Source organism: Mesorhizobium sp. (genome assembly GCF_004962925.1).
Taxonomy (GTDB): domain Bacteria; phylum Pseudomonadota; class Alphaproteobacteria; order Rhizobiales; family Rhizobiaceae; genus Mesorhizobium.
Genome location: NZ_SUEO01000457.1, coordinates 1 through 358, shown reverse-complemented (window position 1 = coordinate 358; position 358 = coordinate 1). Strand labels below are relative to the sequence as shown.

Here is a 358-nt window from a genome sequence, read left to right as displayed (position 1 = left end):
ATTTCGCAGCTTTGCGCAAGGCCATCACGCGGCGCCAGCACGACCTCTATTTTGTCGCCTTTGATCTGCTGCACCTTGACGGCCACGACCTGCGCGACATGGCGCTGCAAGAGCGCCGCGACATCCTTGCCGGCATCATCCCGCCTGACATCCGCATCCAGTTCAGCCAGGCGCTGCCGGGCGATGCCAAGGCGATCTATCACCTGGTCGACCAGGCCGGCCTTGAGGGGATGGTGTCCAAGCGCCGGGACAGCAAATATCGCAGCGGCCCTTCGACCAACTGGCTGAAGACGAAATGCTACACTGTCGGGGAATTTGAGCTGCTCGGCGTCGAGCGTGAGGCTGGAAAGCCGGCATT

Annotated in this window: 1 pseudogene; it reads left to right on the top strand. The window is 62.0% G+C overall.

The features are described from left to right. Positions 1–358: pseudogene (locus E5W87_RS35690) on the top strand (ATP-dependent DNA ligase); the annotation flags it as partial.